The following is a 13,067-nucleotide window of genomic DNA, read 5'->3' as shown; positions in this document are numbered from 1 at the left end:
GGAGTTATTTTGTGCAAGCGAAAAGTGCAAGCCTGCCTTACAATTCAGCAACTCGTAAGGGAGCGTGGCATCTTCGCATCACTGCGCGCCACACTCCCTCACAAAACCGCGCAAATCCGCGACATTATTGTCCGAGTTTTAGAACGAATGTATCAGTCCACGGTCCACAGCGTGCGCGGGTCCGAGAGCGGTGCCAGGGCGACCTTGCCGTCGATTGCGGCAAGCCCCTTTCCGGCCTGCGCCACCGACTCGAAGCGCACCTTGCCTTCCCCCTCCACCTTGCGGCGGAAGCGGTCGGCCCCGTCCTGCGCGCCGCCTTCGGCGCGCGGCGCCAGCGTGCAGGCGCCATCCTCGCTCACGGTGAGACACAACTCGCGCAGCAGGATCGGGGAGAGCTGGACGGTGCCATCCTTGACGGGAAGCGAACGGATCTGGGTCTGGGGCAGCGCGGGAGCCCCGATCACCAGTGCCTCGTCCTCATGCGCCAGGAACGCGCCGTCGGCGGCCTCGCTGATGAAACGTTCGGGCAGCGGGCCATTGCCCACCGGCACGCCGAAATCGGGGACGCCCTTTTCATCGAAATAGACGCGCTGGACGCGGGTGTGGCGGTCCGGGTTGAACAGCGGATCGCCCTCGATCTCCTTGTAGTCGCGGCCATGGTAGACGAGCATCGGCCGCCCCTTCTCGTCGACCGTGAAGTCGTTGTGGCCCGGGCCATAGACCGAGGTCGCGACGCTGGTCTGGAAGACCGGCTCGGGCGACTTGGTCCAGTTCTCGGCGACAAGGAGATCGGCCTCGGCGTCGATGGAGAGCATGCCCAGGCAGTAACGGTCGTCGGTCGCGCTGGCCGAATAGGTCATGTAGAGCTTGCCCGCGTTCTCCAGCACGGCGGCACCCTCGTTGACCTTGAAGCCCCGGATTTCCCAGTCGTAGGTCGGGACCGAAAGGCGGGTTGCCGGGCCCACCGTCAGCGGGCCGGTCATCTTCGCGATATAGAGGTTGGAATTGGTCTCGATGCCCGGCTCGCGCTGGGCCCAGGTGAAGTAGCGTTCCCCGCGGTGGACGAAGACCTTGGAATCAAGGTTGAAGCTGTCCCAGGGCGCCTTGAATTCGCCCTTCACCGACCACTCGCCCGTCATCGGGTCCTCGCCCGCGCATTCGACCGCGTAGGTGCGGATGCGGAAGACGTCCTCACCGCCGCCCGAAGGGCCTGCGGCGAAGTAGACGTACCAGCGCCCGTCGATCTGGTGCATTTCGGGCGCCCAGATGAATCCGGAGAGCGGCCCCTCCTCCTCGTGGCGCCACAGCACGCGCTCTTCGGCATCGGTGAGGCCCGCCAGCGTCTTCGCACGGCGCAGGACGAGACGGTCGTACTCAGGCACCGAGCCGGTCATGTAGTAGTAGCCGTCGGTGTGGAGGAAGATCTGCGCGTCGGCGCGGTTCTTGACCAGCGGGTTGACCGGAACGGCGGGGGTGGCGGCGCCATCGGCGTCTTCGCCGCCGGCAAGGACCGTGCGGCCCGCTTCGCTGCAGGCGATGGGAAGAAGCGCGGCGCCAAGGGCAAAAGTGCGGCGCGAAAGGGAAAACGGCATAAGTCCTCTCCGGTCTCTGGTCGGGCGCGAGGGGCCTCTCTTGCGGAGGCCGGATCGCGGCAAAAGCATCAAAAAACGGCCCCCCGCCCCGCGTGGATGCGGGGGGCCAGTTGGTGGTGTTCAGTACTGCGCCACGGGCCAGCCGTCCGCGTCCCAGGTCAGGGGCGCGATGCGCAGCGTGGGCGCGCCGTTCGCCTCGCGGTCGTAGGCGTGGTAGACGAGATAGGTGGTGCCATCGGTGTCGGTGAAGGCGCCGACGTGGCCGGGGCCGCGGAAGCGCTCCTTCTCTTCCAGGTCCGCGCGCAGCAGGATCGAGCCGCCGCCCTCCATCAGCTTCGAGCCGTCCTTGCCGAGATAGGGCCCCTTCACGTCGCGCGACCGGCCCATCACGGTGTAGTAGGTGGAGTTCACGCCCTTGCAGCAATAGTCGTAGCTGACGAGGAGGTAGTACCAGCCGCCGTGGTTGAGGATGAACGGCGCCTCGACCGGCGCGGGCGCCCCGGCCGGAGCCGGACGGCGCGCGATGGAAACAGGCCGGGTGCCCGCATCGACCTTGCCGGTCGCAGGGTTCACGGCGAAGAGCTTGATACCCGTCCAGAAGCTGCCGAGCGAGAGCCACTGCCCGCCCTTTTCATCGATCACCAGGTTGGGGTCGATGGCGTTGAAATCGTCGGCGTGGGTCGACTGGACGACAAGGCCCTTGTCGCTCCAGCCATAGTCCTTCGAGGCCGGGTCCAGCGTCTTGGCGGTCGCAAGGCCGATCGCCGAACGGTTCGAGCCGAAGGTCGAGACCGAGTAGTATAGGCGGTATTCGCCATTCACGCGCCGGATGTCAGGCGCCCAGATCCCCTCGGTGCCCGGGACCGCCTTCGTCGCCCACTCGGGAAGCTCAGCGAAGACCGAACCGGCCTCCTGCCAATGGACGAGGTCCTTCGAGGTCTTGATGCCGATGTAGCGGCCTATCGTGTTGAAAACGTAGTAGGTGTCGCCCTCGCGGATCAGGACGGGGTCGTGCGTGGGGGCGAGCGCGCCCGTCAGCCGGTCGTTCAGGACCGGAGCGTCGGCCTCCGGCGCCTTGGCCGAAACGCCCATCGCAAGCGCCAGCGCACCTAGGGCCAGAAATCGGGAGAATGTGCGGACCATCGCCCTCACCCCTCGCTCGCGGCCCAGGCGGCGACGAGCGCGCGCGCCTTTTCGCCCACCTGCGCGGGCGTGTCACCGGGCTTGTAAAGGCTGCCGCCCACACCGATGCCGAAGACCCCGGCCTTGCGGTATTCGGCAATGTTGGCCGGGCCCACGCCCCCCACGGCCCAGACGCGCGTGTCGCGGGGCAGCACGTCCAGAATCGCCTTCACGTAGGACGCGCCCAGGACCGAGCCGGGGAAGAGCTTGAGGTCGTGCGCACCTGCGGACACCGCCGCAAACGCCTCGGTCGGGGTGAGGAAGCCGGGCAGGACATCCATGCCCAGTTGCAGCGAATGGGTGATGACCGCGCGGTCGGTGTTGGGGGAGACCATGAAGGTGCCGCCGGCCCCTGCAAGATCCTCGGCCAGCCCGGTGGAGATGACGGTGCCCCCGCCGATGGCCGCGCGGTCTTCGAGCGCGGCGGACAGCGCGGCGATGGAGCCGGCCGGATCGGGCGAGTTGAACGGCACCTCGATCAGGCGCACGCCCGCGTCCACCAGCGCCTCGCCGATGGCGACGACTTCGTGGGTTTCGACCCCGCGCAGGATGGCCACTACCGGGACGGCGCCCTGCGCCAGAACGTCTGCGATCTTCATGCCTTCACTCCTGTGGCGAGCGCGAGGCCCGCCAGTACGGCCGCCTCGCCATCAATCCGCTGCGCCACGGCGGCGGAAAGGGGAAGCGCCTTTTCGTAGAGATCGACGATCTTGCCATCGCCGATGAGAACCACCGAGGCCCCCGCGTTCGCCTCGGCGACGACTTCGCCGCCGATCAGAAGCGCAGAGAGGTAGCCGTGCGACCACGCCTTGGAGCGGCCATCGAGCAGACGCCCCGCGCGCGCCTCGAAGAGAGCGCCGGTCAGCGGTTCGCCCGCGCGTTCGAGGCCGCGCGCGAAGCCATCCTCGAAACGTCCCTCCCCATCCGTGTCCGGGCCGGTCAGTGTCGAGTGGCCGGTGAGGAGCGCGAAAAGCTCGCCGGTGGGATGGGTGCGAAAGCCGGTCAGCACGCCGTCCGTCACTTCGACCCACTTGCAGTGGGTGCCGGGCAGGACGATCAGGTGACGCCCCTCACCCAGTTCGGGCTGGAGCGCGATGGCGCCGAAGATCTGCGTTTCCTCGCCGCGCATCACATCGGGCACCACGCCGCCCATGTGGCCGCACACGCCCGCCAGCACGGTGACGGGAAGTCCGGCCACGGTGGTGCGGGTGGGTCCGGCCAGCCAGTCGTCGCGACGGGCCGGGCACGTGACGTACCCGGCATCGACGAGCGCGCCCTTCGCGCCCGCCATGCCGCACAGCACCACGTCCTCGAGCGGGCCCTGCTCCTGCCACTGCGCCAGGCGCGCGGCAAGGATACCGGCGGGATCGGCGCTCAGCGCGCCGGGACCGTCGAGCCTGTCGGTGACACGCCCGTCCTCGACCCGGTAGAGCCGAAGGTGGGTCGTGCCCCAATCGCCAAGGACGCGCGCGCCGCTCATTGCAGTTCGAGCACCACGACGGACTTCGCCGGAAGGGTGACGGTGAGCGTGCCGCCCTTCACCCGCGCGCCGTTGAACGCGGCGGGCTTCACCGCCTCGGGGTTCTCGAAGGTGTTGTGCGCGTTGATCGCGCCCGCCGTCAGGATACGACCCGAGACCTTGCCCGCCTTCACGCCGTCGAGCGCGATGGTGACGGTGTTCGCCTCCTTCGCATCGGCGTTGGAGAGGCCGACGTGGATCTTGCCGTCCTTGCCCTTGACCGCCGAACCGCTGACGGCAGGAAGCGTGTAGTCCCCCACCTTGTAGGTCGGCGTCTGGATGTCGATCGGCAGCACGGTCGCGTCCTGCCAGGGCTTGTACATCTCAAAGACGTGGTAGGTGGGCGTCAGCACCATCTGGTCGTCTTTGGTGAAGATCATCGCCTGGAGCACGTTCACCATCTGCGCGATGGCGGTCATGCGCACGCGGTCGGCGTGCTTGGCGAAGATGTCGAGGTTGATCGCGGCGATCAGCGCGTCGCGCATGGTGTTCTGCTGGCGCAGGAAGCCGGGGTGCGTGCCCTCGTCCTGGGCATACCACGAACCCCATTCGTCCACGGCCAGGAACAGGCGCTTCTCGGGATCGTACTTGTCCATGATCGCGCTGTGCTTGGTGATCAGCTCATCCATGCGCCAGGCTTCGTGGAGCGCGTCGGCCCAGCCGCTCTCGTCGAAGTCGACGGCGGGTGCGCGCGGCGGCCAGCCCCTGCGGGGTGGACGTAGTAGTGCAGCGAGAGACCATCGAGCATGTTGCCCGCGATCTTCATCATCTGCTCGGTCCAGTTGTAGTCTTCCACATTGGCGCCCGCCGCGACCTTGAGGATCTTCGTGTCCGCAGGCGGCTTGATGAAGGTGGAGTAACGGCGCGTGACATCGGCCGCGTACTCGGGACGCATGTTGCCCCCGCAGCCCCACAGTTCATTGCCAACCCCGAAGTACTTGACCTTCCAGGGCTCCTTGTGGCCGTTTTCCGCGCGCTCTTGCGCCAACGTGCCCGCAGGCGCGGTCATGTATTCGATCCACTCGGCCATTTCGCGCGGCGAGCCGTTGCCCACGTTGCCCGCGACATAGGCCTCTGCGCCGACCTGGCGGGTCAGCTCGAAGAACTCGTGCGTGCCCACGGTGTTGGGCTCGGTCACGCCGCCCCAGTGGGTGTTGACCTTGGTCGGACGGTCCTTCCTCGGACCCACGCCCTCGCGCCAGTGGTACTCGTCGGCAAAGCAGCCGCCCGGCCAGCGGATGACCGGCACCGAGAGATCGCGCAGCGCGCCGACCACGTCGTTGCGAAACCCGTTGGTGTTGGGGATCGCGCTGTCCTCGCCGACCCACAGGCCGCCGTAGATGCCCTCACCCAGATGCTCGGCAAACTGGGTGAAGATGTCCTTGTCGTAGACCGGGCCCGGCGTATCGGCGTGGATCGTCGCGCGCGTCGGGGTCCCGGCGGTGTCGGCCAGGACGCCCGTGCTTGCAAAGACGCTCGCCCCCAGAAGCAGGGTGGCGGCGGTGTGGCGAAATGCCTTCATCATGTCTTCTATCCCCTCCCAGGGCGTTCTTAGTCGTGGAATTCGTCAACCGTCTCGCGCTTGCCGCGCAGGAAGGCGTCGGCGACCAGCCGCATCGGCGCGACATCGACGTCGCTGCGCCCGCCGCGGATGAGGTTGGCAAAGCGCGCGTAGAGCCCGGCGTATTCCAGGTCCTCGTTACGCTCGGTCCCGCTCGGCAGGGTCAGCACCGCGCCGCCGCTGGAGAGCTTGAGCTCGCCCGCGTCGGTCTCGACGGTGATGTCCCAGGACTGCGGGCCGGTCTGGCGCCAGTCGAGGTCCATGTGGATCGGCGCGCCCGCCGTGTCCTGGAAATCGATGTCGGCGGCAATCGGTGCGGCGCGGTTGGCCGGAAGGCTCAGCGTCGCGTCCTTGAGGAACATCGGGCGCGGCAGGATGTGGGTGATGATCGAGAGCGCGTTGATGCCCGGATCGAAGACGCCAAGGCCGCCCGGCTGCCAGATCCAGTCCTGCCCCGGGTGCCACACGCGCACGTCCTCACGCCAGACGATCTTCGCGCTCGTGACGGTGCGCTCGGCAAGCCAGGCGCGCGCAGGCGCAACACCGGCCGCAAAGCGCGAGTGCCACGAAGCAAAGAGCGTGACGCCGACCTTGTCCGCGCGGTCCTTGAGCGCCTCGACTTCGGCGAGCGTGGCGCCCGGCGGCTTTTCGAGGAAGACGTGCATGCCCGCCTTCAGCGCCGTGACGGCAATGTCGTAGCGCACCTGGGGCGGGGTGCAGAGCGCAACCGCGTCGACCGCAGGGCCCTTTTCCAGCAGCTCCTCGATCGAGGCGAACTGGGGGATGCCCTCCATCGGCGGGGAGTGCGGGCTCACGGTCGCGGCAATGTCGAAGTTGCCGTTGCCGCGAATGGCGGGGATGTGCTGGTCCCGGGCAATCTTGCCCAGGCCCACGATGGCAATGCGGATCGGGTCCATGGCTCAGAGCGCCTTGACGGTGACGGCGCGCTCGGCGGCGCGGGCCAGCGGGTTGGCGAGCGGCAGGGTGAAGGGCGCGGCCGCGATCTCGAAGACGTCGCCTTCCTCCGTCTGCACACCGTCGCTGAACGAAAGCGTCGCGGTGCCGTAGAAGTGGATGTGAATGTCGCCCGGGCGGCAGAACAGATCGTACTTGAAGTGGTGGTGCTCCAGGTTCGCAAAGCTGTGCGACATGTTGCCCTCGCCCGAGAGGAAGGGCTTTTCCCAGATCGTCTCGCCGCCGCGCACGATCTTGCTGGTGCCCTCGATCTTCTCGGGAACTTCGCCCAGCAGCAGCTCGGCGCCCAGTGCGGCCTGGCGCAGCTTGGAGTGGGCAAGCCACAGGTAGTTGTGGCGCTCGGTCACGTGGTCGGAGAACTCGTTGGCCAGCGCGATGCCCAGGCGATAGGGCTGGCCGTCATTGCCGATGATGTAGATGCCCGCCAGTTCGGGCTCCTCGCCGCCATCCTTGGCGAAGGAGGGCATGGTGAGCGCCTCACCGGGGCCGACCAGCTGCGAGCCGTCGCCCTTGTAGAACCATTCCGGCTGCTGGCCTTCCTGGCCCTCAGCGGGCTTGCCGCCTTCGAGGCCTTCCAAGAACATGCGCATGGAATCGGTGACGTTCTCGCCCGAAGCCGCGGCCTGGTGCATCTTGTTGCGACCTTCCGCCGAACCCAAGTGGGTGAGGCCCGTGCCGGTCAGCAGCACGTGGGCTTCGTCGGCATGGTCGATCGGCGCGATGAGGCGGCCCGCCGCCTGCTCGGCCGCGATGTCGATGGCATCGCCAATGCCGCAGGCGCGTGCGGTCGCGGCCAGCGAATTGCCTTCCTCGATGGCGCGCAGCGCGAGTTCGCGCACGGAGGCAACGCCGGTCAGGACGTGTGCGGCATCGCCCTCGGCGAGGATGACGGAACGGGTGCCGTCCTCGGCACGGTGCTGCAGCAGGCGAAGAGTAGTCATGTCAGGGGTCTCTCCCAAGGTCCGCAGCGCGCCTTCTTATGAGGTGGGCGCGCTGCGGGGCATGGATTGGATCAGTTGAGGGTGAGCTTGCCGTCGACGAGACGCGGCGCGCCGTCGCTGAAGGCCGCGTCGCGCAGTTCGGGCGCGAGCAGGCTCTGCGGCATGTTCTGGTAGCTCACCGGACGCAGGTAACGGTCGATGGCAAGGCTGCCGACCGAGGTCGTGCGCGCATCGGTGGTCGACGGGAACGGACCGCCATGGACCATCGCGTGGCACACCTCGACGCCCGTGGGCCAGCCGTTGACGAGAATGCGGCCAACCTTGCGCTCCAGCGTGGGCAGGATCTTGGCAGCCGCGCCTTCGTCGGCATCGTCCATGTGGATCGTGGCGGTAAGCTGGCCTTCGAGACCTTCGAGGAGGGTCTTGAGTTCGGCCTCGTCCTTGCAGCGCACGATCACCGAGGAGGAGCCGAAGACTTCCTCGCCCAGCGCCTTGTCAGCGAGGAACTTCTCGGCCGTGGTCTGGAACAGGACCGCGCCGCCCGTGGTGGCCGAACCGGCTTCGCCGCGCGCGACTTCCTCGATGCCCGGTGCACCTGCCAGCTTCTCGACGCCCTTGGCATAGGCGTCCGCGATGCCGGTGGTGAGCATGGTCTGCGGCTTGGCACCGCTGACGCCCGTGGCCGCTGCCTGAACGAAGTCGTCAAGGCCATCGCCCTCGACCGTCACGACGAGGCCGGGGTTGGTGCAGAACTGGCCTGCGCCCATGCACAGCGAACCGACGAAGGCTTCACCCAGCGCAGCGCCGCGCGCCTTGAGCGCTTCGGGCAGGATCACGACCGGGTTGATTGCCGACATCTCGGCGTAGACCGGGATCGGCACTTCGCGGGCCTGCGCCAGCTTGGTGAGGGCAAGACCGCCCGCACGCGAGCCGGTGAAGCCGACCGCCATGATGTTGGGGTCCTGCACGAGCGCGGCGCCCAGATCGTTCGAGGGGCCGACGAGGTGCTGGAAGACGCCTTCGGGCAGGCCCGAATCGGCGACCGCCTTGCTGATCGCCTGGGCAATCAGGCTGCCGGTGATCGGGTGGGCGGGGTGGCCCTTCACGACAACCGGGCACCCGGCGGCGAGCGCCGAGGCGGTGTCACCGCCTGCGGTCGAGAAGGCGAGCGGGAAGTTGGACGCGCCGAACACGGCGACGGGGCCAACCGGGATCATGCGCAGGCGCAGGTCCGGGCGCGGCGGGGCGCGGTCGGGCAGCGCGGGGTCGATGCGCATCTGCAGGAACTGGCCCTTGCGGACAACGTCGGCGAACATGCGCAGCTGGCCGCAGGTACGGCCACGCTCACCTTCCGAACGCGCGCGCGGAAGCCCGCTTTCGGTAAGGTAGGCTTCGAGCAGCGGTTCGCCGAGCGCCATGATCTCGTCGGCGATTCGCTCGAGGAACTTGGCGCGCGATTCGAGGTCAATCGCCCGGTAGGTGTCGAACGCAGCCGCCGCCTTGGCGCAGGCCGCAGCGACATCGGCGGGCGTGTTGACGGCAAAGGCGTCCCCGTGCGGCTCGCCGGTTGCGGCTGCGATGGAACGGAATTCGGTCATAGAAAAGTCTCCCTATTTACTCCGACATATTATGTGCGATCAGGAAACGCAATGTTTGTCATTCCTTCGGCACGGGATGGCGTGTAGGTTGCACGTGGGAGGTGCGAATTTCTGTGACAACTGGGAAAAATATGAAGGTGGACGAAACGTCCAGGAAGACCGATGAAACGCGCGGACCGGGGCGCCGGCTTCATGGCGCGATTGCGCACCGTTTGGGCACCGACATCTTGTCAGGCAAATATGCCCCCGGCGACGTTCTCTCGGGCGAAGTGGCCTTTGCCGAGGAGCTGAAAGTCTCGCGCAGCGCCTACCGCGAGGCAATCCAGGTGCTGACGGCCAAGGGCCTTGTCGCGAGCCGCCCCAAGGCGGGCACGCGCGTCCTGCCGCGCGAACGCTGGAACCTGCTCGACCCCGACGTGCTGGGCTGGGCCTTCGCGGGCGAACCCGACATCGAATTCGTGCGCTCGCTGTTCGAACTACGCGCCATCGTCGAGCCCGCCGCCGCACGCTTTGCGGCAAGGCGCCGCGACAAGGACGATCTCAAGACGATGAAGGACGCGCTGGCCGCGATGCGCCGTCACACGCTGACGACCGACGCCGGGCGCGCGGCCGACCGCGATTTCCACAACGCCATCCTCACCGCCACGCGCAACGACGCGCTGATGGTGCTGAGCGCCTCGATCGGCGCGGCGGTCAACTGGACGACCCAGTTCAAGCAGCGCGCCCGCGCCCTGCCCCGCAACCCGATCCCCGACCACGTGCGCGTCTACGACGCCATCGCGGCGGGCGACGAGGCCGCGGCGGCCGACGCGATGAACGTGCTCGTCGACCTCGCGCTGGAAGACACCCGCAGCGCCATCGAGGACCGCGACGCCCCGCAGGCCCAGCCGGACGCGCTCACCGGGGAATAGAACCCGCCACCTGTACTCGCGCAAAAGGGGGCCGTGGCGCCCCCTTTTCTTTTGCCCGCACCGCATATGAAAAAGCCCCGCGGAACCTGACGAAGGGTCCCGCGGGGCACTTTGCTCACGGAAGGGAGAGCAAATTTAATCGAACAGCGCGTCCGGTTCCGGCTCCGGTTCCGGCTCGGCGTGCGTGGGCTTGGAGCCCCACAGCGCGTAGAACAGGACGTAAAGCTCGCAGGCCGCGGTCAGCAGGAAGGAGGTCTGGAGGTCATAGGCATCGGCAATCCAGCCCTGCACGAAGACCAGCGCGCCGCCTGCGATCGCCATGACCAGGAGGCCGGAGGCTTCCTCGGTGAGCGGGCCCAGACCCTTGATGCCCAGCGTGAAGATGGTCGGGAACATGATCGAGTGGAACAGGCCCACCAGGATCAGCGACCACATCGCGACATGGCCATCGGCAAAGCTCGTCACCAGCATCGTGAGGAAGGCGCCGACCGAGAAGACGGCCAGAACGTGCGCGGCATCGAAGCGGCTCATGATCGCCGAGCCGACGAAGCGGCCCACCATCATCCCGCCCCACAGGAAAGTCAGGTAGTGACCGGCCTGCTCGAGCGACATGTTGCCGATGTCGGGGCGCGAGACGAAGTTGATGAAGAGGTTGCCCACGCCGATCTCGGCGATGAGGTAGATGAAGATCGCCGGGATGCCGAACACCAGGTTGCGGTGCTTGAACAGTTCCGGGTTGATGATGTGCTTGCGCTTTTCCTTCGCGTCATCGCTTTCCGAGACCATCGCGGGAAGCGGGAACCTTGCGATGATGATCGCAAGGACCACCAGCACGCCTGCCACGAGCGCGTAGGGCAGGATGACCGACTGCGCGTCGGCCAGGCGCTCGGCCTGGGTGAGCGCGACCGCGCCCTCCGCCGCCGTGCCGCCCTTGGTGCGACCCAGGATCAGGTAGGCGCCGAACATCGGGGCCAGCATGGTGCCCATCGAGTTGAGCGCCTGCACCAGGTTGAGGCGCGCCGAGGCGGTCTCGGGCTTGCCGCAGACCGCGACATAGGGATTCGCCGCCACCTGCAGCAGGGTGATGCCGCTGGCGATGATGAAGAGCATCACCAGCGTCACGCCGTAGGAGGGGATCATCGCGGCCAGCATCATGCCCACTGCGCCCGCGGCCATGGTCAGCAGGCCAATGACCAGCGACTTCTTGTAGCCGACCCACTCGATCAGCTTGGCCGAGGGAATCGAGGCCACGAAATAGGCAATGAACCAGACCGATTCGATGAGAGTCGTCTGGGTGTAATTGAGTTCGAACACACTGCGCAGGTGCGGCAGCAGCGTGTTGTTGATGACCGTAATGAAGCCCCACATGAAAAACAGGCTGGCCAGCAGAGCCAGCGCGGGGCCGTACCGCACGCCCGCAGGCTGCGATTGCGCCACCGGGGCGCTGGGTGAAGTTCCAACTGAAGGCATGGTGATCCTCTCGTCACATCGGCCGGGTGCCATCGACGCAATCCGGCTTGCGCTCTATCTATTTGTCGGACTATATGCAGCCAGCGGCCACGTCAATGGCCGACGAAAATCACGCGAAAGTCAAAATTCGACTGCAGAATACTACGGGAGCCAGGATTGTGAGGTTATTGAGCAAGGCATTCATGTCGACCGCGGCGATGGCGCTTGCCGCCACGGGCGCGTTGCCTGCCCTCGCCGCCGAGGCGAGCCAGGACACCGCGGGCACGCTGGACGACGGCACCAAGGTGACTTCGGTCACGCTGACCGGCGCGGACGGCGTCTCGGTCACGATCCTCTCCTTCGGCGCGACCTTGTGGAAGTTCATGGCGCCTGACCGTGACGGCGAACTTGCCGACATCACGCTGGGCTACGACGACCTCCAGCTGTTCAAGGACAATCCCAACTTCTGGGGCGCCACGGTTGGCCGCTATGCGAACCGCATCGACCACGGCCGCTTCACGCTCGACGGCACGGCCTACCAGCTCCCCCAGAACGACGGCGAAAACTCGCTGCACGGCGGCGGCAAGGGCTTCGACGTACAGAACTGGAAGGTCGAGAAGATCTCCTCGGGCAAGGTCGCGCGCGCGATCTTCACCCGCACGAGCCCCGACGGCGAGGCCGGCTATCCCGGAACTGTCCAGGCCCGCGTGACGTACACGCTCGATGACCACGGCACGCTCCAGATCGCGTTCGACGCGACCACCGACAAGCCGACCGTGATCAACATGACCAACCACGCCATCTTCAACATGGCGGGCGAAGGTGCGCCGCAAGGCGCGATGGGCAACGTGCTGACGGTGCCCGCCAGCCACTACACCCCGGTCAGCGAGACCCTGATCCCGACCGGCGAACTCGCCGCGGTCGAGGGCACCCCGTTCGATTTCCGCGCGGGCAAGGCGATGGAAGAGGGTCTGCGCGACGGCACCGACCAGCAGATCGTCTACGGCCGCGGGGTTGACCACAACTTCGCGCTCGACAAGGGCCTCACCAAGACCCCCGAGCTTGCTGCACGCCTGTCGGACCCCGAATCGGGCCGCGTCCTCGAAGTGCTGACGACCGAACCGGGCCTCCAGGTTTACTCCGGCAATTTCCTTGACGGCACGTTCCTTGGCAAGCACGGCCACCTTTACCGCATGGGCGACGGCATTGCGCTTGAACCGCAGAAGTTTCCCGATGCGCCCAACCATTCCAACTTCGTCTCGGCCCGCGTCGATCCCGGCACGCCTTACCGGCATGTCATGGTCTATCGCGTTTCGGTCGAGCGTTGAGCAAGGCAAGA

At 67.0% G+C, this 13,067-nt stretch carries 10 protein-coding genes and 1 pseudogene; 2 read left to right on the top strand and 9 right to left on the bottom strand.

Annotated elements, in window-relative coordinates; genetic code table 11:
* Window positions 1–152: 152 nt before the first annotated feature.
* From MBENS4_RS13250 to MBENS4_RS13215, 8 genes and pseudogenes are all read right to left on the bottom strand, one after another.
* Window positions 153–1,592 carry a glycoside hydrolase family 43 protein gene (locus MBENS4_RS13250; RefSeq protein ID WP_039391287.1) on the bottom strand — a complete coding sequence of 480 codons (1,440 nt, stop codon included), beginning with the start codon at window positions 1,590–1,592 and terminating at the stop codon, window positions 153–155.
* 120 nt (window positions 1,593–1,712) lie between these two features.
* Window positions 1,713–2,735: an arabinan endo-1,5-alpha-L-arabinosidase gene (locus MBENS4_RS13245; RefSeq protein WP_039391284.1), complete on the bottom strand. Its 1,023-nt coding sequence runs from the start codon at window positions 2,733–2,735 to the stop codon at window positions 1,713–1,715.
* 5 nt (window positions 2,736–2,740) lie between these two features.
* Window positions 2,741–3,373: a 2-dehydro-3-deoxy-6-phosphogalactonate aldolase gene (locus MBENS4_RS13240; RefSeq protein ID WP_039391282.1), complete on the bottom strand. Its 633-nt coding sequence runs from the start codon at window positions 3,371–3,373 to the stop codon at window positions 2,741–2,743.
* Window positions 3,370–4,254 carry a 2-dehydro-3-deoxygalactonokinase gene (locus MBENS4_RS13235; protein ID WP_039391281.1) on the bottom strand — a complete coding sequence of 295 codons (885 nt, stop codon included), beginning with the start codon at window positions 4,252–4,254 and terminating at the stop codon, window positions 3,370–3,372. The genes MBENS4_RS13240 and MBENS4_RS13235 overlap by 4 nt, the downstream gene beginning before the upstream one ends.
* A pseudogene (locus MBENS4_RS13230) lies at window positions 4,251–5,818 on the bottom strand (alpha-N-arabinofuranosidase). The gene MBENS4_RS13235 and the pseudogene MBENS4_RS13230 overlap by 4 nt, the downstream one beginning before the upstream one ends.
* Window positions 5,819–5,844: 26 nt before the next feature.
* On the bottom strand, window positions 5,845–6,771 hold the full coding sequence (locus MBENS4_RS13225; protein ID WP_039391280.1) for a Gfo/Idh/MocA family protein: 927 nt from the start codon (window positions 6,769–6,771) through the stop codon (window positions 5,845–5,847).
* 3 nt (window positions 6,772–6,774) lie between these two features.
* Entirely contained in the window at window positions 6,775–7,770 is a 996-nt protein-coding gene (gene araD1 / locus MBENS4_RS13220; RefSeq protein ID WP_039391278.1) for an AraD1 family protein, read from the bottom strand.
* Window positions 7,771–7,841: 71 nt separating this feature from the next.
* On the bottom strand, window positions 7,842–9,368 hold the full coding sequence (locus MBENS4_RS13215) for an aldehyde dehydrogenase (NADP(+)) (protein WP_039391273.1): 1,527 nt from the start codon (window positions 9,366–9,368) through the stop codon (window positions 7,842–7,844).
* Window positions 9,369–9,499: 131 nt separating this feature from the next.
* On the opposite strand from MBENS4_RS13215, the gene MBENS4_RS13210 reads away from it, so the two are divergent.
* Window positions 9,500–10,279: a FadR/GntR family transcriptional regulator gene (locus tag MBENS4_RS13210; protein ID WP_052322269.1), complete on the top strand. Its 780-nt coding sequence runs from the start codon at window positions 9,500–9,502 to the stop codon at window positions 10,277–10,279.
* Window positions 10,280–10,414: 135 nt separating this feature from the next.
* Here MBENS4_RS13210 and MBENS4_RS13205 read toward each other — a convergent pair whose 3' ends face one another.
* Window positions 10,415–11,749, bottom strand: coding sequence for a sugar MFS transporter (locus tag MBENS4_RS13205; protein WP_039391271.1), 1,335 nt, complete (start codon window positions 11,747–11,749; stop codon window positions 10,415–10,417).
* Window positions 11,750–11,931: 182 nt separating this feature from the next.
* Between MBENS4_RS13205 and MBENS4_RS13200 the strand changes: the two genes are divergently transcribed.
* On the top strand, window positions 11,932–13,056 hold the full coding sequence (locus MBENS4_RS13200) for an aldose epimerase family protein (RefSeq protein ID WP_039391269.1): 1,125 nt from the start codon (window positions 11,932–11,934) through the stop codon (window positions 13,054–13,056).
* Window positions 13,057–13,067 lie beyond the last annotated feature (11 nt).

Source organism: Novosphingobium sp. MBES04, from assembly GCF_000813185.1.
Lineage (GTDB): Bacteria > Pseudomonadota > Alphaproteobacteria > Sphingomonadales > Sphingomonadaceae > Novosphingobium > Novosphingobium decolorationis.
This window is presented reverse-complemented; position numbering and strand designations above follow the sequence as displayed.

Bases quoted from the DNA above. Each gene is read 5' to 3' on its own strand.
- MBENS4_RS13250 (WP_039391287.1), bottom strand. From the start codon at position 1,592: ATGCCGTTTTCCCTTTCGCGCCGCACTTTTGCCCTTGGCGCCGCGCTT.
- MBENS4_RS13245 (WP_039391284.1), bottom strand. From the start codon at position 2,735: ATGGTCCGCACATTCTCCCGATTTCTGGCCCTAGGTGCGCTGGCGCTT.
- MBENS4_RS13240 (WP_039391282.1), bottom strand. From the start codon at position 3,373: ATGAAGATCGCAGACGTTCTGGCGCAGGGCGCCGTCCCGGTAGTGGCC.
- MBENS4_RS13235 (WP_039391281.1), bottom strand. From the start codon at position 4,254: ATGAGCGGCGCGCGCGTCCTTGGCGATTGGGGCACGACCCACCTTCGG.
- MBENS4_RS13225 (WP_039391280.1), bottom strand. From the start codon at position 6,771: ATGGACCCGATCCGCATTGCCATCGTGGGCCTGGGCAAGATTGCCCGG.
- araD1 (WP_039391278.1), bottom strand. From the start codon at position 7,770: ATGACTACTCTTCGCCTGCTGCAGCACCGTGCCGAGGACGGCACCCGT.
- MBENS4_RS13215 (WP_039391273.1), bottom strand. From the start codon at position 9,368: ATGACCGAATTCCGTTCCATCGCAGCCGCAACCGGCGAGCCGCACGGG.
- MBENS4_RS13210 (WP_052322269.1), top strand. From the start codon at position 9,500: ATGAAGGTGGACGAAACGTCCAGGAAGACCGATGAAACGCGCGGACCG.
- MBENS4_RS13205 (WP_039391271.1), bottom strand. From the start codon at position 11,749: ATGCCTTCAGTTGGAACTTCACCCAGCGCCCCGGTGGCGCAATCGCAG.
- MBENS4_RS13200 (WP_039391269.1), top strand. From the start codon at position 11,932: ATGTCGACCGCGGCGATGGCGCTTGCCGCCACGGGCGCGTTGCCTGCC.